This window comes from Lacrimispora sphenoides, from assembly GCF_900105215.1.
Lineage (GTDB): Bacteria > Bacillota > Clostridia > Lachnospirales > Lachnospiraceae > Lacrimispora > Lacrimispora sphenoides_A.
Genome location: NZ_FOIP01000002.1, coordinates 935,540 through 957,403, shown reverse-complemented (window position 1 = coordinate 957,403; position 21,864 = coordinate 935,540). Strand labels below are relative to the sequence as shown.

Below are 21,864 nucleotides of genomic sequence, written 5' to 3'. Positions count from 1 at the left end.
TGATTCCTCCTTTGACTTATGCTCCTATCATTTTAACGTCATTGGAAGAAAAAGTCAATGAAAGACTGCTTACACGTCTTTTTTTATCTTATTGATTTCATTTTTAACGGATTCCGGCAATTGATTCAAAGGAATGGTACAGGAAGTTTCACTTCTTCTTCCCCCTGATTCCGTTACTGCTGAGAAGCTAATCCGTTCCTCTCCCCTGCCGCCAAAAGGATTCATGTTGGAATACCCATCGATTGCCGCAAAGCTCATGATCTGACTAATCTGTTCCTCATCGGTAATTGTTAAATATTGAGAGTCTTTATCTTCATATGTGGAACGGTAATCATTGAACTGATAGGCATCGATATTGATTTCTTTGACATTTTCCAGGCTATTCCAGCTCTCTACGTCAACCTCACACTCTTTCAATAGTTCCAGAGTGTTTTTAAAGGAAGGATAAACCGGATAATACCCTCTTGAGGTAACATCGCTGTATTTCCAGGAGCTCTGGATTTCTTCCCGCTTTGTTTCCGCATTTGCCTGCATCTTCGTTAAAAACTGGATGGTAGCCACCGGATATTCCTTTTCCATGGTTTCCACTTTTAAGTTTTTTAGATCCTCTTGATAGGCAAGGAGTAATTTATCTGTCATGGCTTTCTCTGTACCGTTTCTGTCACGGCTGACAACATTGGTCTGCTCTCCCCTGCTTATCCTAACCCAGGCAGTATCTTCCGGAGTCTGGAGAAGGATGGGATAAACCGCTTTTGCAAACTCCTGGTTCTCAAAGATCTCCGCGATCTCAGGCCGGACTTCATCTCCGGATAAATGGTAGGTGCGGTAAATATTCTTGCCGTTTTTAAGCGTGTATTTTATGGAAAAATTATAGCTTATACTTCCATTGTCCCACGTATCAGAATAATCATCTCCATGATGCAGCTTCTGGTTCCAGTCCACAGCATCACGTACCAAAGCCAAAACCGGCGCCGTATCCTTAAGCTTCATATGATTGAATATATATTCATCGGAATCCTGATACTCCCAGTAATATTCTCCCAGGGAATTCTGCTTTGCGCTTCCATAAGAAACCCAGAAGTTCACATCCGACATGGAAACCGCAACGGATTCGATGGAGGCTTCAGACGGTATATATCCGTCATACCCAAACAAATCATAACGGAAGCCGCAGAATATCACTGCTGCCAACAAGGCACAGGCTCCCATCTGTTTCCAATGGCAAAACAGTTTTCTGAATTCAAAATGATAAATGATCTCAATGACGCAGTGGGATAAAAGCATTCCGCAAATCAGTCCGAATATACCCCAGCCTACGCTGGAACGCATGGACCAGAAAAAAATGCTTCCGCCAAGAGACGATAAAACCACAATCGGAATCCTGATTACCGGCATGCTGATCTTAAATGCCATGGCTCTTCCTGCTGCTTCTGAGCCTCTCTTTTTATACAGCCAGAAAGAAAGGAGGGTCAAAACTACTGTTACGGCAAGAACCGCTAAAATCCTGACAGTCTTAGTTCCTGCCGGACTCCCTGGCTGCAGCCGATCTAAGTTTACCATGAACAGGGCAAATGCCGAGCATTTATCCATGAACCGGTTAAATACATTCCCGCCTGCGCGGTAGCTGGTATAGAAAAAGCTGCTGTAGCAGTATTCCAGAATTCCGATCACACATACAAAATAAAATTGCAATACCAGATTTCCAAGAATTCCAACCAGAACATTTCCTGTTAGAATCATGGATATCACAGTCACGGAATACATCATGCAGTAGTGGATCATAAACAGCAGGAATCCCGAAAGGGCTGTTTTCCATACCTCCACAGGAGAAATGCCGTTCACTGCAATCACTCCCATGGCAATGATTAAATTCACCCCATATACGGCTGCCGGAATAAGAATACCATTAAAATAATTCACCCAGAACAAATGCTTCCTGTTTACTGGAATACCGTGATAAAAATCCACCTTCTGCCTGGAATGAAGATAAGAAAAGCTGGTCACTCCCATAATAAGTGACAGGAGTATAATCACTGCCGCAACCCAGCCGTTCTGAAAGCCCAGCCAGGATTTCAGGGTGGATATAATATACGTAAGATCAATTTCTCCTCTCATTCGTTCACTTAAAGAAAGTGCGATTCCCACCGGAAAGGTAAAGAAAAACACTAAAAATGACAGTGCCATGGACCAAAGGCGTCTTTTGCCATCTTCTCTTAATAGATTATAAAATAAGCTTTTTGATGTCATATCCTGCCACCTCCGTCTCGCTAATGAATATTTCTTCCAGAGATAATGGGATAATCTCATAAAAAACCGGTTGGTAAGATTCCATCAGCCCTTCCACTTCTTCTCTGGTTCCCCTAACCGTAATGGTATAGAGTTTTCCTCTTGTTTCTGTCTTAATACGCTGCAGGGCCGTTAAGTCTTCGGCAGTCATCCCATCCTTTAAAACACACTGCAGCTTATGGATGTTGAGTTTCATATCATCTAAATCCCTGGAAAGCAGTATCCCACCCCTGTGAAGAAGACCCACATGATCGCAGATATCCTCTAACTCTCTTAAGTTATGGGAAGCAATGATAGGAGTTAAATTTCTCTCAGACATATCATTTGCAAATATGCTCTTAACTGCCTGGCGCATCACCGGATCAAGTCCGTCAAAGGTTTCATCACAGAAAAGATAATCCGTATTGGCACATATCCCGCAAATGACGGAAAGCTGTTTTTTCATACCCTTAGAAAAAGTATGGACCTTTCTCCGGGCTTCCAGTCCGAAACTTCCCAAAAGATTGTGGAAGCGTTCCTTGTTAAACTGGGGGTAGATCCTGCTGTAGAACTCCATCATATCAAGGGGTGAAGCGTTATTAAAATAGTATTGGTCGTCGGAAATGTAGAAAAACCGGCCTTTCACCTTTTCATTTTCAAAGATCTGTTCTCCATCGATGGTAACATTTCCTTCATCAGGCTTTAAGATACCGCTCAGCATCCTTAAAAATGTACTTTTTCCAGCTCCATTGGTTCCAATCAGGCCAAATACATTTCCATCCCGTATCTGTGCGCTTACATGGTCCACTGCCACTATATCGTCAAATTTTTTTGTCAGATTCTCTGCTTTTATCATCCTCTCTCTCCTCCCCGGTCAAATATTCCTGTCTTACCCATTCCTCTGCAATCCATGTATGAGCTTTATCCTCTGTCAGACCTGCCCGTTTTGCTTCCTGGATCCAGTTAAGAAGCTCCTTTTTCAGTTCACTGTTCTTAAGCGCACGAATGGAACTGGAATCTGCCACAAAGCTGCCTCTTCCTTTCACGGAATAGATGAATCCTCTTCGTTCCAGCTCCGCATAAGCTCTCTGAATTGTATTGGGATTAATGGATAAATCTGTTGCCAAAGCGCGGACAGACGGCAGCTGCGCATCCTGTTCCAACACGCCGCAAATCATAAGATCCTTTAGCTTTTCTACAACCTGCTCGTATATTGGCCTGCGGTCTTTGTAATCAAGCAGTATCATATTCCACCTCCTAGTCTGTATTAATACTCTTAATACACTTAGTATAGCAAAAAACCTCTGAACTGTCAATCAGAGGTTTCCAATTTTTTCTAAGGCCTTCGGTCTTCGACAATCAGAATACGAATGGCATCCTCCACATTACTCCAGTTAAATACGTACAAGGTATAGGAAGCATTGCCCCGTATATAAATATCAGAGGTCAAAAGGAGGTTTCCGTTATGAGTGATGCTGTTAGACACTGAGACCATATAAAAGCCTGTTGAGACATACTGGAAGCTGGTCACTTGCATATAATTTACATCAAAGAACGTTACGCTTTGTCCATTTAGGATCACATGAACCCCTTGGTTTGTTATGGATAAGTTGCATACACGGAAACAGCCTGTGTTAATTCCGGCATTGCAGTACATATCCAAAATTACCATCAAATCCAGTCCGTGATCCGTATTGATGATCGCGACAGTAACCGCACGGTCAACTGGAACCGTAATCTGCTTTACAACGTATGCATATCCATCCTGGCCGCCTACGGTTATGGTCTGCTCTCCTGCAGAAACCCGGCCATGCTGGCTCATTTCTCCGTTACTCAATCCGTTCACAGCCAGCTGATTGTTGATATAAATAAGAAACGGATTATAGCCGGCTACCGCATTTAAAAACCGGACAAGACCGTTTTGATCCGTCACACAATAGTAGCACGGAATGATTGGTTTTGGGAATACCGTAATAATAGAGGTCCCGGTACCATCAGGGCCTGTTTCAGAAAGTGGAAAATCGGGTACAGGCTGTGGTGGTTCCTCTAATGGTTTCTCCCCAGTTTCATCTGTATTGTTCCCGTTTTCTTCATCCGCTGGAAACTCGTCTTCTTCCGGAGCTGGCGGCATGTTCGGCTCCATATCCGCATCATTCTGCATATAAAATAAACTTTCCATAGAAGCCCTCAATTTTATCGCTATATAGTAAGTTTATTCTCTCATAAAAGCCCAGTGCCTGTATTATTTTAAATACTCCCGCCTTTTTGTGTAAAATCTTTGAATCCATCTATAAAAACAGGCCCGGATGGTTTCATCCGAGCCTGTAACTTATTATATAAAGATCAATTAATCATTGCCGTATAAAGTAACCAGCTTCCGCAGGTATTCATACCGCTCTTTCGCATCTGCCTCATTCTTTGCAAATAATTCAGCTGCTCTCTCAGGATTCTTCATAGCCAGGGAAGCATAACGAACCTCGCCCTTTAAGAATTCCTGATATCCTTCTAATGCAGGAGCCTTGCTGTCTAAGGTGAACTTCTTCTCAGCAGCTGGATTGTAGCGGAAGTTGTTCCAGTAACCGCACTCAACAGCCAGCTTCTCTTCTGTCTGAGCCTTGGACATGCCCTTCTTGATACCATGGCTGATACATGGAGCATAAGCGATGATCAGAGATGGTCCTGGATATGCCTCTGCCTCAGCGATTGCCTTAACAGTCTGTGCATAATCAGCGCCCATGGCGATCTGTGCAACGTATACATAACCATAGCTCATAGCGATACTTGCAAGATCTTTCTTTCTTGTTTCCTTACCGCCTGCTGCGAACTGTGCAACAGCACCTGTCTTGGTAGCCTTAGAGGACTGTCCGCCGGTATTGGAATAGATCTCTGTATCAAATACCATAACGTTAATATCCCTGCCGCTTGCAAGTACGTGGTCAACACCGCCGAAGCCGATATCATAAGCCCAGCCGTCGCCACCGAATATCCACTGAGATTTCTTAGCAAGGAAATCCTTATCCTTAATGATAGTCTTGCATGTATCACACTCAATGCCGTCTAATGCTGCAACTAACTTATCGGTTGCAGAACCATTGGTTGCGCCTGCCTCAAATGTATCCAGGTATTCCTTACAAGCTGCCTTAATTTCATCGGAAGCCTTCTCGGAATTCATAACCTCTTCAACTTTGGCCTTTAAGCCGCCTCTGATAGCGCTCTGAGCCAGCATCATACCATAACCGAACTCTGCATTATCTTCGAATAAGGAGTTTGCCCATGCAGGACCCTGTCCCTTTGCATTTACGGTATACGGTGTGGATGGTGAGGAGTTGCCCCAGATAGAAGTACATCCGGTTGCGTTTGCAATATACATTCTGTCGCCGAATAACTGGGTGATCAGTTTTGCATAAGGTGTCTCGCCACAGCCTGCACATGCTCCTGAGAACTCAAGAAGAGGTTTCTTGAACTGGCTGCCCTTAACGGTATTCTCTTTAAACTTGTCGATAACTTCCTGCTTGATCGGAAGTGTCTGGCCGAAATCATATACTTTCTGCTTCTCTTCGCAGTTTTCTTCCATGTTGACCATAACAAGAGCCTTCTCGCCCTTCTTTCCAGGACATACGTTTGCACAGGAACCACAGCCTGTACAGTCAAATGCGGATACAGTCACAGCGAACTGGTATCCTGGCATGCCTGTCATCGGAAGAGTCTTCATCTCCTCTGGCTTTCTTGCTGCTTCTTCCTCAGTCAGAGCTACGGAACGGATAACAGCGTGAGGACATACATAGGAACAGAAGTTACACTGGATACAGTTTTCTGGAACCCAGCCAGGAATAGTAACTGCAATACCGCGCTTCTCGTATGCGGAAGAGCCGGATGGTGTGGAACCATTGACATAATCGCTGAATGCGGATACAGGCAGGGAATTTCCTTCCTGTGCATTTACCTTAGACTGAATGTTATTAACGAAATCAACGGCATCCTTTCTGCCTTCCGTAATAAACTTATAATCAAGACCTTCATCTTCGCAGTTTTTCCAGCTTTCAGGAACGTCTACCTTAATAACGCCCTTTGCACCTGCATCGATGGCTGCCCAGTTCTTCATAACGATTTCTTCACCCTTACGTCCGTAGGTTGCCTTTGCAGCAGCCTTCATCAGTTCGTTCGCCTTCTCGGAAGGAATGATTCCGGTCAGCTCGAAGAATGCGGACTGAAGGATGGTGTTGATACGTGTCTGGCCCATACCGGTCTCAATACCGATCTTTACACCGTCGATGGTGTAGAATCTGATATTGTGGTCAGCAATGTACTTCTTCACCTGTCCTGGAAGATGCTTCTCAAGACCAGCTGCATCCCATGGGCAGTTTAATAAGAAGACACCGCCGTCAACCAGTTCCTGAACCATGTTGTACTTACGGATATAAGCAGGATTGTGACAAGCCACAAAGTTAGCCTGACGGATCAGGTAAGTGGACTTGATCGGCTTGTGTCCAAAACGTAAGTGAGACATGGTAACACCGCCGGACTTCTTGGAGTCATAATCAAAGTAAGCCTGAGCGTACATGTCTGTGTTGTCACCGATGATCTTGATGGAGTTTTTGTTGGCACCTACGGTACCATCTGCGCCAAGACCCCAGAACTTACAGTTTGAAGTTCCTTCCGGAGTGGTAACGATTGGTGTGCCTGTCTCAAGAGATAGATGGGTCACATCATCTACAATACCGATCGTAAACGGACTCTTCTCCTTGTTATCATAAACAGCAACGATCTGAGTTGGTGTTGTGTCCTTGGAACCTAAACCATAACGACCGGTTAAGATCTTCACCTGATCAAACTTAGTTCCCTTAAGAGCTGCAACAACATCAAGGTATAACGGCTCGCCTAAGGAACCTGGCTCTTTTGTTCTGTCTAATACAGAAATGGTCTTAACGGTATCCGGGATTGCATCAATGAAAGCCTGTGCAGAGAAAGGACGGTATAAGCGAACCTTGATTACACCTACCTTGTTTCCGGAAGCCAGAAGATAGTCAAGAGTTTCCTCAATGGTATCGTTTACGGAACCCATGGAAATGATTACATGCTCCGCATCCGGTGCGCCGTAGTAATTGAATAATTTATAATCAGTTCCGATCTTTGCGTTAACCTTATCCATGTATTTCTGAACAATTGCAGGCAGAGCATCATAATAAGGGTTGCAGGCTTCTCTTGCCTGGAAGAAAATATCAGGATTCTGAGCGGAACCTCTTAATTCCGGATGGTTTGGATTTAATGCACGGCGACGGAATTCGTCAATCGCGTCCATACTTACCATCTCTTCTAAGTCCTCATAATCCCAGGTTTCGATCTTCTGGATCTCGTGGGATGTGCGGAAACCGTCGAAGAAGTTGATAAATGGTACTTTTCCCTCGAGTGCTGCCATATGAGCAACCGGAGTTAAGTCCATAACTTCCTGTACGCTGGATTCGCATAACATAGCACAGCCTGTCTGACGGCAAGCATATACGTCGGAGTGGTCACCAAAGATAGATAAAGCATGGCTTGCAACTGCACGTGCGGATACGTTGATTACACCTGGTAACTGTTCGCCTGCGATTTTATAAAGGTTCGGGATCATCAGTAAAAGACCCTGAGAAGCTGTATAGGTGGTGGTCAGCGCACCTGCTGCTAAGGAACCGTGTACTGCACCTGCTGCACCTGCCTCAGACTGCATCTCTGTAATCTGTACTTTCTGACCGAAGATATTGGTTCTTCCGTCTGTCGCCCATTCATCTGTTGCTTCAGCCATAGGTGAAGATGGGGTAATTGGATAGATAGCCGCTACATCAGTAAATGCGTATGACGCATGAGCTGCTGCATGGTTACCATCCATGGTTTTCATTTTTCTTGCCATTCTTGATTTCCTCCTGCAAATGTGAATAATGTATAAATTGGTTCCCGTATAGGGAAAGTGACCTGACATTATTATAACAATTATTCAACAAAAAGCAAATATTAAAACAGGAAAATTAAGTATTATTTTCGAAACAATCCGATAAAAAGGGACTGGAACGAGTATTCTGTCCAGTCCTGTCTTTTTTTGTTTTGTTTTTATTTTGTTTTTATTTTGTTTTTATCGTGTTTTTATTTTGTTTTTAGTTAAAAGGGTTGGGAGGAATGACATTCTGGCCTCCGTTATCGCCTGCCGCTTCTGTGGTAGAAGACGGTCCCTGGGGCTGGGTAGGCTGAGTTTCCGTGGTACCGGGGCCCTGAGGTCCTCCGGAATTTCCAGCCGTCTCATTATCGTGAGGTGCGGTGGTCTCTCCCGGTCCCTGGGGACTTACTCCAGTGGTTTCAGGGGCAGAAGTCGCCGGATCAGTGGTCGGAATGACAACTCCGGATTTATTCCGCTTGATGGTAGCCGACTTTCCGCGGTACGTACTGTTATGGAAAAACTCATCGCTAACCACAACGCCATTCTTTTTGGTAACCAGATTGGTCACCCAGCGGCTTCCCTTGGTCTCAGCCTTAACGATCTTTTCCTCCGTAGGCTGAAGTGTCTGGTCTTCCTCGTAAACCGGCGCCGGAGCATCTAATTCTGCTGTTTTCTTCGATGTCATGGATAATGTGACACCCTCCTCCAGAATCGGAATTCCCACAATAGAGATCTTAAGCTTCCGGTCGGCAAAGCTGGTTCTGATGGCTATTGCAGTGGTAGAATTATTGACAAATTTCATATCAGGTCCGCCGTAGCTGACCATAGCATCCTCTCCCGGTGTTACATAGGAAGGCTCGTAGCTGTGGGCGTGGCGCTCCGTAGTAGAAATCCCTGCGAATACTACCGCATTATATAAGGTAGAAGACACCTGGCATACGCCTCCTCCGGGCTCCTCAACTAATTCTCCGTTCAAATAAGCGCCTGCCGGACGATATCCCTTTGCAGTGGAACGCTCCCCTGTGGCTTTATTAAAGGAGAATTCTTCTCCCGGCTGCAGAATTACCCCGTTCAGGGCCTCAGAAGCCAGTTCGATATTCTTATTCCTTGCACTGTTAGCCGTAGTAGTTGTAGTATAAGTACCTATGACCTTATACATTTCCTTTGCCTGGGCTTCCGTTATCTTAGGGGCAACTTCCTTGCCTTCCGCCGCGATAACCGCCTGGAAATTCTTATCCTTGAGCTGGGTCAAAATATCCAATGCCAGCTTATCCTGATTAATCACAACTCCGTTTTTCTCTCCGGAATAGACAAATTTCCCGGCACTTTTATCAAATCCTGAAATAGAACCGTTCTTGGCCGCAACATCCCATTTTCCTGCGATGGCTTTTACCTCAGCCTGAACGTCTTCATCCAGTCCGTCAAATTCAAGGGTATAACTTTCCTTTGGTTCACCTGAATATATTTCTTCAAGCAGGGAATCCAGCTTTTTGTCCAGCAGATTCTCAATTTCGTACTGATCGTCATGATAGGTGACCTTCATTCCCCACTGATAATTCTTTTCAATGGCATCCCGGGCCTCGTCCCTGGACATGCCGGCGATGGAGATTCCATCGACTTTAACTTCTTTCCGTAATTCCGGCTCTGAAACGGTTGTGGTATTGACCTCCGTCTCCTTTGCCCTACGGCCTCCAATAAGCTTAACAGCCGCCATAATGCAGATAAAAGCAGCAACAGCCAGAATGATCGCCAGAAGAATCTTTGTAATGTTATACTGAGGGCCTCTTTTTCTTTTCTTTCCCCGCCTTTGCTGATAGGAGCTGCCCGTTCTGTAAGCCTGTCCTGTCCTGCGGCCTGTTTCCGATGCATTTTTACTGCTTCCATTCCGGGAAGAATTGGTTCTTCCCCCACCTCTTTGTCTGTTATCTATTTGATTCATTAACTTCACCTTTTTACATGATTTTGTAGCTTTACATTGAGTAGTATACCATACTTTGTGGGAAATGCTATTACGATTTTATGAATTTTCTTAATTATTTTTCGTCTTTTTTCAACATTTTACAGAATGAAAAAAACATGTTACTATAGTGTTACCAATCTATTTCATTTTGGAGGTTTTTATGAAATTTATCGATTTGCATGTTCATTCCAATGCTTCGGATGGCACATTCACTCCCTCCGAAGTGGTGGCCCTGGCCGTAGAAAAGGACCTGGCTGCCATTGCACTGACCGATCATGACACCATTGACGGTCTTTCAGAAGCCCAGGCTGCTGCTGCCGGGCTTCCAATTGAAATCATCCCCGGAATTGAACTCTCCTGCGTGTACCAGGGAGAAGAAATTCACATCCTGGGGATTTATGTCGATCCAACGGACCGGGTATTTATCTCAGAAACGGATGCTCTTAAAGAAATTCGAAAAAAAAGGAATGAGGAAATGATACGCCGTTTCCAAAATGCCGGCATTTCCATCACATTAGATGAAGTAATGGCAGGAAATCCTGACACGGTCATAACCCGTGCTCATTTTGCCCGGGTTCTTCTTGAAAAAGGCTATGTAAAGAATATGGACCAGGCATTTAAAAAATATCTGAACTATAGCGGCCCCTACTGCCCACGCAAAGAAAAGATCACGCCGGAGCACGCCATGAAAATCCTTACCGATTGTAATGCTTCCCCTGTTTTGGCCCATCCATACCAATATCACCTGGGAGATAAAAAAACAGAGGAACTGGTCTGCTATTTAAAGGATCTGGGGCTTCAGGGTCTGGAGGTCTACCACTCTTCCAATAATCAGTATGAAAGCGGCAAATTAAGAAAACTGGCCCGGAAATACGACCTCTTTCCCACAGGCGGCTCTGATTTTCATGGGAGCAACAAGCCTGATATCAGCTTAGGTGTCGGACGGGGAGGCCTTCGGATAACTGCGCTTCTTTTAGACGATATTAAAAGGATACGGAGGGAGAAGGGCCTTTGATCCCCTCCCCCGCCATCTTTATCAGCCGATTTTTCCTTCATCCATGAAACGGGCAAGTTCTATTGCGTAATATGTAATAAGGATATCCGCCCCTGCGCGGTATATACTCACTGCTGACTCACAAACAATCTTTTCTTCCTCAATAAAACCAGCTTTAGAAGCCGCTTTTATCATGGCATATTCACCGCTTACGCTGTATGCGGCCACAGGAAGGTCGTGACGGTCTGCCACTTCTCTTATGATATCCAGATAAGAAAGTGCAGGCTTTACCATCACGATATCGGCTCCTTCCGCCACATCTAACTCCACTTCCTTTAATGCTTCTTTCCTGTTATGATAATCCATCTGATAGCTTTTCCGGTCTCCAAAAGCCGGCGCAGATCCGGCAGCCTCCCGAAATGGCCCGTAAAATGCGGAGGAATATTTGGCAGAATAAGCCATGATCGGCACATTCACAAATCCTGCCTCATCAAGGGCCTGTCTCATGGAACCGATCCTGCCATCCATCATGTCGGAAGGGGCCACCATATGAGCTCCTGCTTTTACATGGGATAGGGCTATCATGTTCAAATATTTCAGGGTCTTGTCATTATCAACCGATTCTCCGTCAAGGATTCCACAGTGACCATGGGATGTATATTCACACATGCACACATCCGTAACAATGTATACCATAGGATAATGCTCTCTGATAAAGCGGATGGCCCGTTGTACAACGCCCTCCTCATCGTAGGCCTGGCTGCCGCAAGTGTCTTTATGAGCCGGAATTCCAAACAACAGGACTTTTTCCACACCGGCATTTACGAGCCGGTCCATAATTTGCGGGAGCCGGTCCACGCTGTAGCGGTATTGGCCTTCCATGGAAGGGATTTCTTCCACAATTTCTTTTCCATCCACCACAAACAGCGGATAAATAAGAGATTCCTTTGAAACTCTGGTTTCCCGTACCATTTTCCTTAAGGTATCTGATGTTCTTAATCTTCTTGGTCTGTATAATAAATCCATATCCAATCCCTCCATTTTATTTTACGCAGGCTATGAGCCAGGCTGCATTCTTTCAACTGGCAAATGCTGTAGGAACAAATTTCCCTTAGCTTACTGCGAGGTATTTGACCTTGTCCATTATACACCCTCTAAAATAAGATTCAAGTAATTCTTGCAGCAATGGAAAAGATTGCTTATAATAGTATCCATATAAAATGAATCAGAAATGAGGTACTGCTTTATGGAAGAATTCTATCAGGCAATTGAAGAAGCCATCCGCATGACCGGCTATAAAGGCCCGGTGGACGGGGAAGAAATCTACGACGAGATATGCGATGAGATTGAGGATAAGGAACCGGGGGCCTATGTATTCATGTCAAAGAAAACGGATGATACTTTTTTCGAATATAAAATCCAGGTTTTCGAAGACCAGTTTAATTTAAGCTCCATTGACATTCACTCGCCTGATCAGGTTTATCACGCAGATTTTGATTAAGACCGCTCTTTGGAAAGCCACAGGTCCGTCAGGGAATGTACCACATTACCTTTGCAGCCTGTGGTTGTTTTTGCCATGGCAAGAGAATTGAGGACCGCTTCCTCCGTCGCTTCTGCCGCAGCCGTAAAGGCCGTCTCCAGGGCACTTTCTTTTAGAATGCGGATGGAGAGCAGTTCTTTTTCTGCCTGTTCCGATATCCGGTTTGCCGTGGTAAAGCCAATCATAATATCTCCGCTTCCGTGTCCCATATAGGAACCTGTTCTGGAAAGCCCTACCCCGGCCCGCTTTATAATTCTCTTTAACTGACGGTCTGAGACAGGAAGATCCGTAGCTATGACGGTCATGATAGAGCCTCTGTCCAGAACCTGCGGCTTTGTTATCCGGGCAATTTCCTCTCCAACAGTCCGCCCGCCTATCATCAGGTTCTCGGTGCTTCCAAAATTCGACTGCACCAATACTCCAAGGGTATAGGTCTCTCCTCCGATTATAAACCTTCTGGAAGCAGACCCGATTCCTCCCTTTAAGCCATAGCATACCGTGCCGCAGCCGGCTCCTACGGCCCCTTCTTCAAAATCCGGCACAGCATCTTTAACAGCCGCCATCACCTCTTTCAGTCCTATAACCCTTTCGCTGATGTTATTTAAGACCGAATCATTGCACTCTCCCACTACAGGATTTACAGAAGCTAACTCTGCCCCCTCTTTCCTGCATCTCTCAAGCATTAAATCCACCAGAGCATCGTGAACCTTCCCCACATTTAACGTATTGGTAAGGGCAATGGGTGTTTCTAAAGTTCCCAGTTCTTCCATCTGGATCAGTCCCTGGCTTTTGCCAAAACCATTATGAATATAAGCCGCTGCCACCAGCTTTTTTTGGAAGGGATTGTCCTTACAGGGAATGATGACCGTGACTCCTGTTTTGTGATCCATGGTATCGATCGTGTTATGTCCCACCAGAACACCTTCCACATCCGTGATTTTATTAAGGGGTCCCGGAGCCAGTCTCCCCGTGATGATGCCATATTCCCGCATCCTCTTCATGATCCTATCCTCCCTTTTCACATTTATGTTCTTATTATACATAATAAACAGTGGTTTAACTTCTTTTTCTTATTTTTTCCATATTGTACCAGAGAAAGAACACTGCTATAATAAGGACGTAGGAAATGACATTCATTTCACGGACATTTCAGAGGAGGGATTCACATGAAAATTCAAAATATCACAGATGTAGAAAAATTTTTCAAGGTAATCGAGCAGTGCAAAGGCACCGTTGAGCTGGTTTCCAAGGAAGGTGACCGGATCAACTTAAAGTCCAAATTAAGCCAGTACTTATCCATGGCCACCATTTTTTCCAACGGCAGCATCATCAATGAACTGGAGCTGGTTGCTCATGACCCGGAAGATGTAGAAAGACTCATTAAATACATGTATCAGGGAGAATAACAGAAAAAAAGAGATTATGTTTCTGATAAAAACCGTAGGATCATTGTGTCCTGCGGTTTTTATCTTGCTCTGACCCCTGCCCTTTTTGCGCTCTGCCAGCCATAGAATCATGCACGCCTCATAGTTATCTGAAATAGTGTGAAAAACAACAGGTTAAACTCGACACTATACCCCCTTTATTATATAATCAACTTGTTGAATATATAATAAAGGGGGTATATATATGTCGCTGAAGCATGGTCTGTTGGATTGCTGAATTATGGCTCAATGACGGGCTATGAGCTGGATAAGGCATTTAAGGATTCTCTTTCGTTTTTCTGGCAGGCAAAGAACAGCCAGATTTACCGTGAACTGGATGCCATGGAGCGCTGCGGCTGGCTGACCAGCGAGCGTGTGATCCAGAACCAAAAGCCCAACAAACGGGTGTATAGCATAACAGACAGCGGAAAAGAGGAACTTGGCAGCTGGCTGTCCTCGCCGGAATCGGATATTGCCGACGCAATGCGTATAAGAAGTGCATTTCTGATGCGCGTATTCTTCGCCGGAGAGACAGATATCGATCAATCATTGGAAATGCTCCGCACCTATCGCAAACAATGTATGGAAAGCAGCAAGGAAATGAACGCCGCCCATGATATAATCTCTGAATATGGAGCAATTGTCGGCGACGACCGAAAATCAAAATATTGGGAAATAGTAGCGCTTTACGGAGATGTGTTTTTCGACGCCGGACTTAACTGGGCAGACAAGGCGATTGCTATGTTAGAGGAGATGAAACGATGAAAATTTTAGTTGTAAATGGTTCTCCCAAAAGTAAAAGCAGTAATACCATGTACCTTACCCGTGCATTTTTAGAGGGAGCCCAATGGGAAGATGCCGAGATTATTGACGTAGCAAAAGCTAACATAAAGAACTGCCTGGGATGCTTTGCCTGTTGGAGTAAAACACCGGGAACGTGTGTCATAAACGACGATATGAGTGAAATTCTCGCCAAAATGATTGCAGCCGATGTGATCATCTGGTCTTTTCCGCTGTATTATTTCAGCGTTCCCGGCGATTTGAAAAATCTCATTGACCGGCAATTGCCACTGAATTTACCTTTCATGGCGGAGGGAAACGAAAGCGGAAATCATCCGGCAAGGGTTGATTTGACCCATCAAAAACACCTTGTTATTTCGACTTGCGGCTTTTGGACACAAAAAGGTAATTATGACGCTGTTATAGCCATGTTTGACCACTTATGCGGCAAAGGCAGCTATACGTCAATTCTATGCGGGCAGGGAGAACTGTTTCATTTTCCGGAATTAAAAGGCCGCACGGATGCGTATCTGGATATCGTCCGCCGTGCCGGGGCGGAATATGCCGCCGGAGGAATTCGTTACGGGACACAGGCAGAGCTTACGGAGCCTTTATATCCCCGAGATGTGTTTGAAAAAATGGCTGATGCCTCCTGGGGTATTTCTAAAAACGATGATGCCGCTACGGAAGATGACAGCTTAAACTTCACGATTCAGATGTCGGCTCTATATAGGCCGGATGGTGTGGAACGTGTATTGGAGTTTTATTATACCGACATTGATAAAACCTATCAGATCATGCTGACAAACCAAGGGGCCGAGGTCATAACGGACGGTTTCAAACCTTATACCACAAGGATTGAAACGCCGTATTCCCTCTGGCGTTCCATCTCCCGCGGTGAAATTTCCGGACAGGATGCGTTATTTAAACGGCTTTATAAAATACTCGGCGATTTTAACCTCATGCTTAAGTGGAATGAGTTGTTTGGTACACCGCCATCAAATTCAACCAGTAAAATACCGCAGCGCAAAACCAACATGATGACCTTTCTCCTGCCCTGGATTGTCATTTGGACAACAATAGCCATTAATCCCACGATTGGTGCTGCAGCCGGCATTGTCACAGCTGCGTCTGTGACCTTATTATGGTTTGTGTTCCAGCCTGTTATCTATGAGCAAATCAGCATCCCGATTGTAACCGGACTTTCGCTGGCAGTCTTATTCGGCGCAGATACGAGGCTGGTCGTTTCCGGCAGCTATTTGATATTCGGATTGATATGGATCATCGGTGCGTTTCCCAAAATACCACTGACCGCCCATTACAGCGCAGCGCACTATGGCAATGAAAACGCATTTTCGAATCCGCTGTTCATGAGAACAAACCGCATTTTGACCGCTGCCTGGGGAGGCTTATATGTAATTACACCGATTTGGACCTATATTCTGATGGGTACCGATTTCTCATCTTATATCGGTTTAATCAATTCTGCTTTGCCTGCGTTTATGGGTGCTTTTACCGTATGGTTCCAGAAATGGTATCCGGCGCGGTGGGCGAGAGGATAGGGACAGAAAGCTGCCCTGCTGGCCGATAGAACCAGCAGGGCAGCTTTTTTATTTTTTGTTTTTAGGATTCTTCTGCTTTTCCAGCCTTTCATTCACAATTTCCCGGAGAATGGCATACACCACGGAACAGAGTGGAATAAAAATCAGCATTCCTACAATTCCCATGGCGCTGCCGCCGATGGTGACTGCAACCAGGACCCAGATGGAAGGAAGTCCCACGGAATTTCCCACTACATGAGGGTAGATAAAGTTTCCTTCCACCTGCTGAAGCACAAAGAAGATGATTAAAAAAATAAATGCATCCAATGGCCTTACCATCAGCATTAAAAACGCCCCGATGGCACAGCCGATAAATGCCCCGAACATCGGGATCAGGGCTGTAAATGCAATCAAAACGCCGATAAGTATCCCATATGGAAGGCCAAAGGCCGTCAGGGTCAAAAAAAACATACTCCCAAGAATGACTGCTTCCATGCACTGTCCCGTAAGGAAATGGGAAAAGGTTTCAGAAACCAGCGTTAAAATCTCAAGCGTCCGTAAGGACACCTGTTCCGGAAGAAATGCCTTCATCAGCTTTTGTATCTGCCGTGAAAGAGTCTCCTTCTGAAGAAGAATATAAATAGCAAAGACAAGGGCGATTAAAAAGGCGGTCATCCCACTGATAATGGAAAGAGCGGCCGACACGGTGGAAGAAAGTACCGAACCCGCTCCCGCGGATAAAAATCCAACCACGTTTTCCAGAAAGGATTTCCAGTCAATCTCAATGCTGTTGATATAATCCGCGATTTCAGGATTCTGGACAAACAGCCTCTCCGCTTCCTCTTTAACACCTGCAAGAAACGCCGGAATGCTGTTTTGCAGGCTTATAACGGTATCAATAAGCTGAGGTAACACTACAAAAATAACAAGCAGAAGGAGCCCAATTACAAACACCAGGGTAAGGCAAAGGCTTAACGGCCTTCGGATTTTGTTATCTTTCTTTACCGGCAGCAATTGCTCGATCCTGCGCATCGGCACATTGAGGATAAAAGCCATAACGCCTCCCAAAAGAAAGGGCGAAATAAATCCCACCATCTTCATCGCCAGGGCAAACAGGCTGCGATAATTCCAGCCCGCCACCACCACGATTACGGCAAATACGATCAGGCCCCGTATTTTTTTAATTGTACTGTCATTAAATTCCATCATACTCTCCTTTTATGACTCCTCTTCAAAAGCTTGTCTGATATCTTCCTGTAAGGCCTGAAAGGTGCCCTGGGCCATCAGGGAGCTTCCACCCCCCCGGCCATTTAATCTTCCATTTAATGCTTTGCTCAACGCCCTCATGTCCTTCTGACCGCTTCCAAGTGCATACTGAAAGATACCCTCATCTCCGGAACATGCCAAAACAACGCTTCCCTTCTTTCCTTCATACAGCATCGTGCAAAACTGTCTCAGCTGTACCGGGGATAAGTCACGTTCAAAAACCAGAAGAGGCGCATCCAGTTCGGGATAATCTCCGGCCTTTCTTTCTAAAAGTTCTTTGGAAAGCTGGCCGATTCTTCCATCCTTTTTCTGCCCTTCTTCTTTCAATCTGTCAACTGCCTCCAGGAGATGATCCGGTTTTGCCGACAGCAGGACGGAAATTCCGGATACTGCCTTCTGTTTTTTGCGGTAATCTTCCAGAGCCATCCTTCCGCACAGCATGGTCACCCTGACACCGCCCTTATTATGAATCATCCCAGTCACTTTCAAAAAACCGATTTCTCCCGCCGTTATCACATGGGTTCCGCAACAGGCACACACATCGCCTCCCGGAAACTCGATCAGCCGGACTTGCCCGCTCAATTCCTTTTTGCTCCGGTAATCGATAAGGGATAGATCTTCCTTTGACGGATAAGACTCCAGAACCGGGATATCCTGCCAGATGAGTTCATTCACTTCCGTTTCTACCGCCTCTATCTGTTCCATGGTGAGGATTCCGTTAAAGTCCACGGTCACCTCATCCTTTCCCATGTGAAATCCTACGTTATCAAGGCCATAATGCTTATGTACGATTCCCGACAATATATGCTCTCCGGAATGATTCTGCATATGGCAGAATCTCCTCTCCCAGTCTATGATTCCATTCACCCTGCTTCCAGCCTTTAGGGGCTTATCCGTTATGTGAACAATGCCTTCCGTCTTTTCCCTAACATCAAGGACCGCCGCTTCCCCCAGACTACCAGTATCAGCCGGCTGTCCGCCGCCCTCTGGATAAAAAGCCGTCCTATCTAAAAACACCTCAAAAAAGCAGTCCTTTCCCGGCCTGCAATCTATCACTATCGCTTCAAATGTTTTAACATAAGGTCTGTCATAATATAATTTTTCCATCTTTTGCTCCTCATTTCTCTGTTGTACTAATTATACACAACAATTGGATAAGTTCAATCATAACAAATCTAAAATTTTTAGAAAAATTGGAAACAGTGGCAAGCTGACATTCATACACTTACATTGTAAACAAATTATTTGGAGGAACCAATATGAGTGATCTGGCAGCAACTAACTGTGGATGCGGATGTGATGGAGGATGTGGCAATAATGGATGCGGCTTCAATATTATCTGGCTGATCATTATCCTGTGCTTCTGTGGCGGTGGCGGCGGCTTCGGTGGCGGTTGCGGTGGCGGTTGCGGTAACAGTTGCGGAGGCGGTTGTGGTAATGATGGTGGATGCAGTTGGATAATCATCATTCTTCTGCTCTGCTGCTGCGGCGGCGGCGGAAATAACTTCTTCTGCTAAGCAAACATAAAACAAGGCCCGATCTTTTACAGATCGGGCCTTGTTTTTTATTTATTAACGGCTCTGACCATTGTTTTTTCCAGGTCGTTGAAAAGAGTTCTGGCTGCTTACTCCTTTTAAGGAGCTCTTGTTCTGTTTTCTCTTCATGCAATCTTCATCAATTTCATATACTGAATTTCCATCTATGATTAATCGGCTTTTCATATCTAAATCACTCTCCTGTAATACTAATATATGCAGACGCATATATTGTCAACAAGAAAAGTAAGGAATCTTATGCCATGAACAACGAGCAAAATATTCGCGCAAATGATCTGGACTCCCTTATCGGTGATAATCATCTTCAGATGATGAAGGCTGCCCTGCCTTATATGAGTGTTTCCCAGCAGCGTTTTATGTCCTACTTCGTTAAAATAAACGAGCTGCGCCGCACCATTGATCTTTTTGAAGAAGGAGAGGTAGCTGCCATGGGACTCAACTCCTCAAGGGAAAGAGAGCGGAATAACAACCCCCTTGACATGCTGAACACCATAAAGTCCTTTGCGAATCCGGCGGAACAGGATCTCATTGACCTTATTATCAACTTCTCCCAGGGCCTTAGACTGGCCAACTCTTCCCCGGATCCAAGCCCGGTACCAAGTTCCACCATTCCGGTCCAGGCCCAATCCCAGTTCCAATCTCAATCCCAGACTGAAGGATCCAGCAAGCCTACTGGCAACCACCGGCAGAATAATAACTCCTTTGGACGGATGCCACTGGATCAGCTCAAGAATTTCATGCCACCGGATCAACAGGCCAAGTTTGAAACCATGCAGCTTATGATGTCGGCCATGCAGCAGATGAATTAATCCATGTTTCTCCCTGGCTCCCTTACCATATACCATAGAAAGGAAAAATGACAACCTATGAATATTAATTGGAAACAAGACCCCAGACTTAGAAATATGAATCCGCAAAAACTCTCCATGCTGTCCGAATTTGCAAAGCGGGTAGAATCCACTCCAAAAGACCAGCTTGTTCCAACACTTTTAAACTTAAATGCAGAAGCAAGCCGAAAAGGCATTCAGTTCAGTAATGAAGAGACTGACCTTCTCATTTCCATTATGAGCGCCAACATGACTCCAAACGAGCGGAAACGAATGGATACCTTGCGCATGCTTTCCCAAAATATAATGAAGCGCAATACAAAATAAGAAAAAGGACATTATGGGCGGTCCCAATAGGGATCCGCTATAATGTCCTTATTTTACCACTCAGCACTTTGGCCTGAACCTTGGTCGGCATCCTTGCTTCGTCACACTCTCCATAAGCTTCTCTATGTAATATTTAGTATTAATAATAAACCACATTTGAGCATCAAACCTCATAATTGTCCAAATAGATAAGCCCTGGAGGTTATATTCTTCTGCCAGCCCTGCTCTTGCGTTAAAGCTTCTTGCATCTTTAAACCAAACTACATGCATGTTCCCATCACAATCCTCATAGTAAAAGTAAGGCGCCTGTGCTGCATCATTAAATTGTATCGGCAGATCGTTTTCCGCTGCAATTTGTACCGCTCTATTATTAGTCATTACAATAGCAGCTGTGGCACCTGGAACATATGGAAGTGTCCAATCATAACCTAGGGTGGTAATTCCAAAAATGATTTTTTCATTAGGAATAATACTAACTGCGTAATCTAATAATTCTCTTAAAACATAAACCGGGAAAACTGAATTAGGGTAGTTGTAAATCCTTGCCCAATCATAGGAGGCAAATATGATTCCATCTACATAATCAGACAATTTAGCATAATCTAATTTTTCAAAACTGACGTAAGGGGTATCAATATTCGTGATAGGTGTTACGGTAATCAAGATCCTGAAACCTTCTGCATGAAAAATCGCCGAGGCTTTCTTCAAATAATCCGCAATGCTATTGATATTGTCAAAGGTGATGTCTTCGACATATATGTTAATCCCGTAATAACCTTTCCTTTTTAATATTTGAAGAGCATATTCAATAAGACGATCTTGTATTGTAGGATTATTTAAAATTTCATAGTTCACATCATGGCTCACTATTCCTTCTTCCGTGATAGTAGAAACAAACAACATGGGCGCAACTCCATATGCTTTAGCCAACTGGATAAGCTCAGTGTCGTCAGCCCTGGCAATAATTTCTCCCTCACTTGTAGCCCTGTAATTGAAAATAGTTAAATAAGTTAAAAAAGGCAGTGTTTTTATTAAAACCGAATTATCAATATATGGAAAGGCATAGCCTCCGGTGTTAATTGCTCTTGTTCTATTCGTTTGATAATTTATAACAATCGTTTCACCGGAGTACAAAAATTCTCTATCTGAGAGATAGGGATTGTTTCTCAGTAATTCTATCCGTGAAACATTATGCTGCTCCGCAATACTATTTAAAGTATCGCCGGGCTGGACGGTATAGATTGTTTCCGGTTGAACAATCACAATGGTTTGACCTATTGCTAAATTATCAGGATTTGTAATTCCGTTTTCTAATATTAATCTGTCAACAGGAATTTTGTAATATTCTGATATTGATTTGATGGTTTCGCCGGGTTGGACAACATGTATGATCATGGCTTTCCTCAAATGATCTTATTAATTCAATTATATGCTAATCCTACATGTTCATACGATTAAAATTTCACAGTCATCTGA

20 protein-coding genes are annotated in these 21,864 nt (G+C 44.5%); 7 read left to right on the top strand and 13 right to left on the bottom strand.

Annotation, left to right across the window (positions count from 1 at the left end; translation table 11 throughout):
* Positions 1 to 69: 69 nt before the first annotated feature.
* The 6 genes from BMW45_RS21225 to BMW45_RS21200 form a co-directional block, all read right to left on the bottom strand.
* Positions 70 to 2,247, bottom strand: a complete 2,178-nt coding sequence (locus BMW45_RS21225; RefSeq protein ID WP_092248671.1) for a DUF6449 domain-containing protein — start codon at positions 2,245 to 2,247, stop codon at positions 70 to 72.
* On the bottom strand, positions 2,222 to 3,121 hold the full coding sequence (locus BMW45_RS21220) for an ABC transporter ATP-binding protein (RefSeq protein ID WP_092248668.1): 900 nt from the start codon (positions 3,119 to 3,121) through the stop codon (positions 2,222 to 2,224). Before BMW45_RS21220 ends, BMW45_RS21225 begins: the two co-directional genes overlap by 26 nt.
* Positions 3,087 to 3,512: a GntR family transcriptional regulator gene (locus BMW45_RS21215; RefSeq protein ID WP_025232648.1), complete on the bottom strand. Its 426-nt coding sequence runs from the start codon at positions 3,510 to 3,512 to the stop codon at positions 3,087 to 3,089. Before BMW45_RS21215 ends, BMW45_RS21220 begins: the two co-directional genes overlap by 35 nt.
* An 89-nt stretch (positions 3,513 to 3,601) precedes the next feature.
* Positions 3,602 to 4,444, bottom strand: a complete 843-nt coding sequence (locus tag BMW45_RS21210) for a DUF4397 domain-containing protein (protein ID WP_092248665.1) — start codon at positions 4,442 to 4,444, stop codon at positions 3,602 to 3,604.
* Between the two features lie 168 nt (positions 4,445 to 4,612).
* Positions 4,613 to 8,152 carry a pyruvate:ferredoxin (flavodoxin) oxidoreductase gene (nifJ, locus tag BMW45_RS21205; protein ID WP_092248663.1) on the bottom strand — a complete coding sequence of 1,180 codons (3,540 nt, stop codon included), beginning with the start codon at positions 8,150 to 8,152 and terminating at the stop codon, positions 4,613 to 4,615.
* Positions 8,153 to 8,393: 241 nt separating this feature from the next.
* Positions 8,394 to 10,112, bottom strand: coding sequence for a VanW family protein (locus BMW45_RS21200; protein ID WP_092248660.1), 1,719 nt, complete (start codon positions 10,110 to 10,112; stop codon positions 8,394 to 8,396).
* 181 nt (positions 10,113 to 10,293) lie between these two features.
* On the opposite strand from BMW45_RS21200, the gene BMW45_RS21195 reads away from it, so the two are divergent.
* On the top strand, positions 10,294 to 11,148 hold the full coding sequence (locus BMW45_RS21195; RefSeq protein WP_092248657.1) for a PHP domain-containing protein: 855 nt from the start codon (positions 10,294 to 10,296) through the stop codon (positions 11,146 to 11,148).
* Positions 11,149 to 11,169: 21 nt separating this feature from the next.
* Here BMW45_RS21195 and hemB read toward each other — a convergent pair whose 3' ends face one another.
* Positions 11,170 to 12,153, bottom strand: coding sequence for a porphobilinogen synthase (gene hemB / locus BMW45_RS21190; RefSeq protein ID WP_092248654.1), 984 nt, complete (start codon positions 12,151 to 12,153; stop codon positions 11,170 to 11,172).
* A 220-nt stretch (positions 12,154 to 12,373) separates the two neighbouring features.
* Here hemB and BMW45_RS21185 point away from each other — a divergent pair, with 220 nt between their 5' ends.
* A complete protein-coding gene (locus BMW45_RS21185; protein WP_025232642.1) occupies positions 12,374 to 12,628 on the top strand; it encodes a hypothetical protein in 255 nt (84 codons plus the stop codon).
* On the opposite strand, the gene BMW45_RS21180 is transcribed toward BMW45_RS21185, so the two are convergent.
* Positions 12,625 to 13,668: a P1 family peptidase gene (locus tag BMW45_RS21180; RefSeq protein ID WP_092248651.1), complete on the bottom strand. Its 1,044-nt coding sequence runs from the start codon at positions 13,666 to 13,668 to the stop codon at positions 12,625 to 12,627. The genes BMW45_RS21185 and BMW45_RS21180 overlap by 4 nt on opposite strands.
* A gap of 165 nt (positions 13,669 to 13,833) precedes the next feature.
* Here BMW45_RS21180 and BMW45_RS21175 point away from each other — a divergent pair, with 165 nt between their 5' ends.
* The 3 genes from BMW45_RS21175 (at position 13,834) to BMW45_RS21165 (ending at position 16,433) form a co-directional block, all read left to right on the top strand.
* Complete coding sequence (locus tag BMW45_RS21175; RefSeq protein ID WP_025232640.1) at positions 13,834 to 14,073, top strand: hypothetical protein; 240 nt, start codon at positions 13,834 to 13,836, stop codon at positions 14,071 to 14,073.
* 249 nt (positions 14,074 to 14,322) lie between these two features.
* On the top strand, positions 14,323 to 14,856 hold the full coding sequence (locus BMW45_RS21170; protein ID WP_092248648.1) for a PadR family transcriptional regulator: 534 nt from the start codon (positions 14,323 to 14,325) through the stop codon (positions 14,854 to 14,856).
* Positions 14,853 to 16,433, top strand: a complete 1,581-nt coding sequence (locus tag BMW45_RS21165) for a flavodoxin family protein (RefSeq protein ID WP_092248645.1) — start codon at positions 14,853 to 14,855, stop codon at positions 16,431 to 16,433. The genes BMW45_RS21170 and BMW45_RS21165 overlap by 4 nt, the downstream gene beginning before the upstream one ends.
* A gap of 48 nt (positions 16,434 to 16,481) precedes the next feature.
* Here the strand turns inward: BMW45_RS21165 and BMW45_RS21160 are convergent, their stop codons facing one another.
* The 4 genes from BMW45_RS21160 to BMW45_RS28050 all read right to left on the bottom strand — a co-directional run bounded on the left by BMW45_RS21160 (position 16,482) and on the right by BMW45_RS28050 (position 19,399).
* Positions 16,482 to 17,618, bottom strand: coding sequence for an AI-2E family transporter (locus BMW45_RS21160; protein WP_092248642.1), 1,137 nt, complete (start codon positions 17,616 to 17,618; stop codon positions 16,482 to 16,484).
* Between the two features lie 12 nt (positions 17,619 to 17,630).
* Positions 17,631 to 18,785 (bottom strand): alanyl-tRNA editing protein, encoded by a 1,155-nt coding sequence (locus BMW45_RS21155; protein WP_092248639.1) that lies wholly within the window; start codon positions 18,783 to 18,785, stop codon positions 17,631 to 17,633.
* 134 nt (positions 18,786 to 18,919) lie between these two features.
* Positions 18,920 to 19,210: a hypothetical protein gene (locus tag BMW45_RS29175; protein ID WP_207649135.1), complete on the bottom strand. Its 291-nt coding sequence runs from the start codon at positions 19,208 to 19,210 to the stop codon at positions 18,920 to 18,922.
* 39 nt (positions 19,211 to 19,249) lie between these two features.
* A complete protein-coding gene (locus BMW45_RS28050; RefSeq protein ID WP_166433177.1) occupies positions 19,250 to 19,399 on the bottom strand; it encodes a hypothetical protein in 150 nt (49 codons plus the stop codon).
* A gap of 77 nt (positions 19,400 to 19,476) precedes the next feature.
* Between BMW45_RS28050 and BMW45_RS21145 the strand changes: the two genes are divergently transcribed.
* Positions 19,477 to 20,043 (top strand): hypothetical protein, encoded by a 567-nt coding sequence (locus tag BMW45_RS21145; RefSeq protein WP_092248633.1) that lies wholly within the window; start codon positions 19,477 to 19,479, stop codon positions 20,041 to 20,043.
* A gap of 57 nt (positions 20,044 to 20,100) precedes the next feature.
* Entirely contained in the window at positions 20,101 to 20,388 is a 288-nt protein-coding gene (locus tag BMW45_RS21140; RefSeq protein ID WP_092248630.1) for a hypothetical protein, read from the top strand.
* 60 nt (positions 20,389 to 20,448) lie between these two features.
* On the opposite strand, the gene BMW45_RS21135 is transcribed toward BMW45_RS21140, so the two are convergent.
* Positions 20,449 to 21,783, bottom strand: a complete 1,335-nt coding sequence (locus BMW45_RS21135; protein ID WP_092248627.1) for a LysM peptidoglycan-binding domain-containing protein — start codon at positions 21,781 to 21,783, stop codon at positions 20,449 to 20,451.
* Positions 21,784 to 21,864: the final 81 nt, after the last annotated feature.

Bases quoted from the DNA above. Each gene is read 5' to 3' on its own strand.
- BMW45_RS21225 (WP_092248671.1), bottom strand. From the start codon at position 2,247: ATGACATCAAAAAGCTTATTTTATAATCTATTAAGAGAAGATGGCAAA.
- BMW45_RS21220 (WP_092248668.1), bottom strand. From the start codon at position 3,121: ATGATAAAAGCAGAGAATCTGACAAAAAAATTTGACGATATAGTGGCA.
- BMW45_RS21215 (WP_025232648.1), bottom strand. From the start codon at position 3,512: ATGATACTGCTTGATTACAAAGACCGCAGGCCAATATACGAGCAGGTT.
- BMW45_RS21210 (WP_092248665.1), bottom strand. From the start codon at position 4,444: ATGGAAAGTTTATTTTATATGCAGAATGATGCGGATATGGAGCCGAAC.
- nifJ (WP_092248663.1), bottom strand. From the start codon at position 8,152: ATGGCAAGAAAAATGAAAACCATGGATGGTAACCATGCAGCAGCTCAT.
- BMW45_RS21200 (WP_092248660.1), bottom strand. From the start codon at position 10,112: ATGAATCAAATAGATAACAGACAAAGAGGTGGGGGAAGAACCAATTCT.
- BMW45_RS21195 (WP_092248657.1), top strand. From the start codon at position 10,294: ATGAAATTTATCGATTTGCATGTTCATTCCAATGCTTCGGATGGCACA.
- hemB (WP_092248654.1), bottom strand. From the start codon at position 12,153: ATGGATTTATTATACAGACCAAGAAGATTAAGAACATCAGATACCTTA.
- BMW45_RS21185 (WP_025232642.1), top strand. From the start codon at position 12,374: ATGGAAGAATTCTATCAGGCAATTGAAGAAGCCATCCGCATGACCGGC.
- BMW45_RS21180 (WP_092248651.1), bottom strand. From the start codon at position 13,668: ATGAAGAGGATGCGGGAATATGGCATCATCACGGGGAGACTGGCTCCG.
- BMW45_RS21175 (WP_025232640.1), top strand. From the start codon at position 13,834: ATGAAAATTCAAAATATCACAGATGTAGAAAAATTTTTCAAGGTAATC.
- BMW45_RS21165 (WP_092248645.1), top strand. From the start codon at position 14,853: ATGAAAATTTTAGTTGTAAATGGTTCTCCCAAAAGTAAAAGCAGTAAT.
- BMW45_RS21160 (WP_092248642.1), bottom strand. From the start codon at position 17,618: ATGGAATTTAATGACAGTACAATTAAAAAAATACGGGGCCTGATCGTA.
- BMW45_RS21155 (WP_092248639.1), bottom strand. From the start codon at position 18,785: ATGGAAAAATTATATTATGACAGACCTTATGTTAAAACATTTGAAGCG.
- BMW45_RS28050 (WP_166433177.1), bottom strand. From the start codon at position 19,399: ATGAAAAGCCGATTAATCATAGATGGAAATTCAGTATATGAAATTGAT.
- BMW45_RS21145 (WP_092248633.1), top strand. From the start codon at position 19,477: ATGAACAACGAGCAAAATATTCGCGCAAATGATCTGGACTCCCTTATC.
- BMW45_RS21140 (WP_092248630.1), top strand. From the start codon at position 20,101: ATGAATATTAATTGGAAACAAGACCCCAGACTTAGAAATATGAATCCG.
- BMW45_RS21135 (WP_092248627.1), bottom strand. From the start codon at position 21,783: ATGATCATACATGTTGTCCAACCCGGCGAAACCATCAAATCAATATCA.